Genomic DNA, 341 nt, shown 5'->3' with positions numbered 1-341 from the left:
ATAGTTGTTGTGCTTTACATTCTGCTGCTTTAGCTTCTTTTTCTGTTGCATTAGCATTATTTAATAAATTATTAGCTTTTTGTGATAAAACTTGGGCAGATTTTTCACATTGTTGAGCTTGATTATAAATATCTGTAGCTTGACAATCACATTGTAAAGCTTTTTCAAATAATTCTTCTGCTTTCTTTGCTAAGTTTACACATTTATCTACACATGTTATTTCATAATCCCCACATATATCTTCTGGGCAAGTTTGAACAGGCATTTTACATGTATTAGCTTGTTTAACTGGTTTACATGAAGTTATACTTGGCATATTWKCWTKKYWAACTGGTTTACAT

General features: G+C 30.2%; 1 protein-coding gene. It reads right to left on the bottom strand.

The features are described from left to right. Window positions 1-316: hypothetical protein (locus G3997_RS01000; protein WP_296646713.1), on the bottom strand; the 316-nt coding region annotated here is incomplete at its 3' end. Window positions 317-341 lie beyond the last annotated feature (25 nt).

This window comes from Romboutsia sp. 13368, assembly GCF_018336475.1.
In the GTDB taxonomy this organism is placed as follows: Bacteria; Bacillota; Clostridia; order Peptostreptococcales; family Peptostreptococcaceae; genus Romboutsia.
The sequence above is the reverse complement of the archived record's forward strand: the minus strand, read 5'-3'. Positions and strand labels throughout refer to the sequence as shown.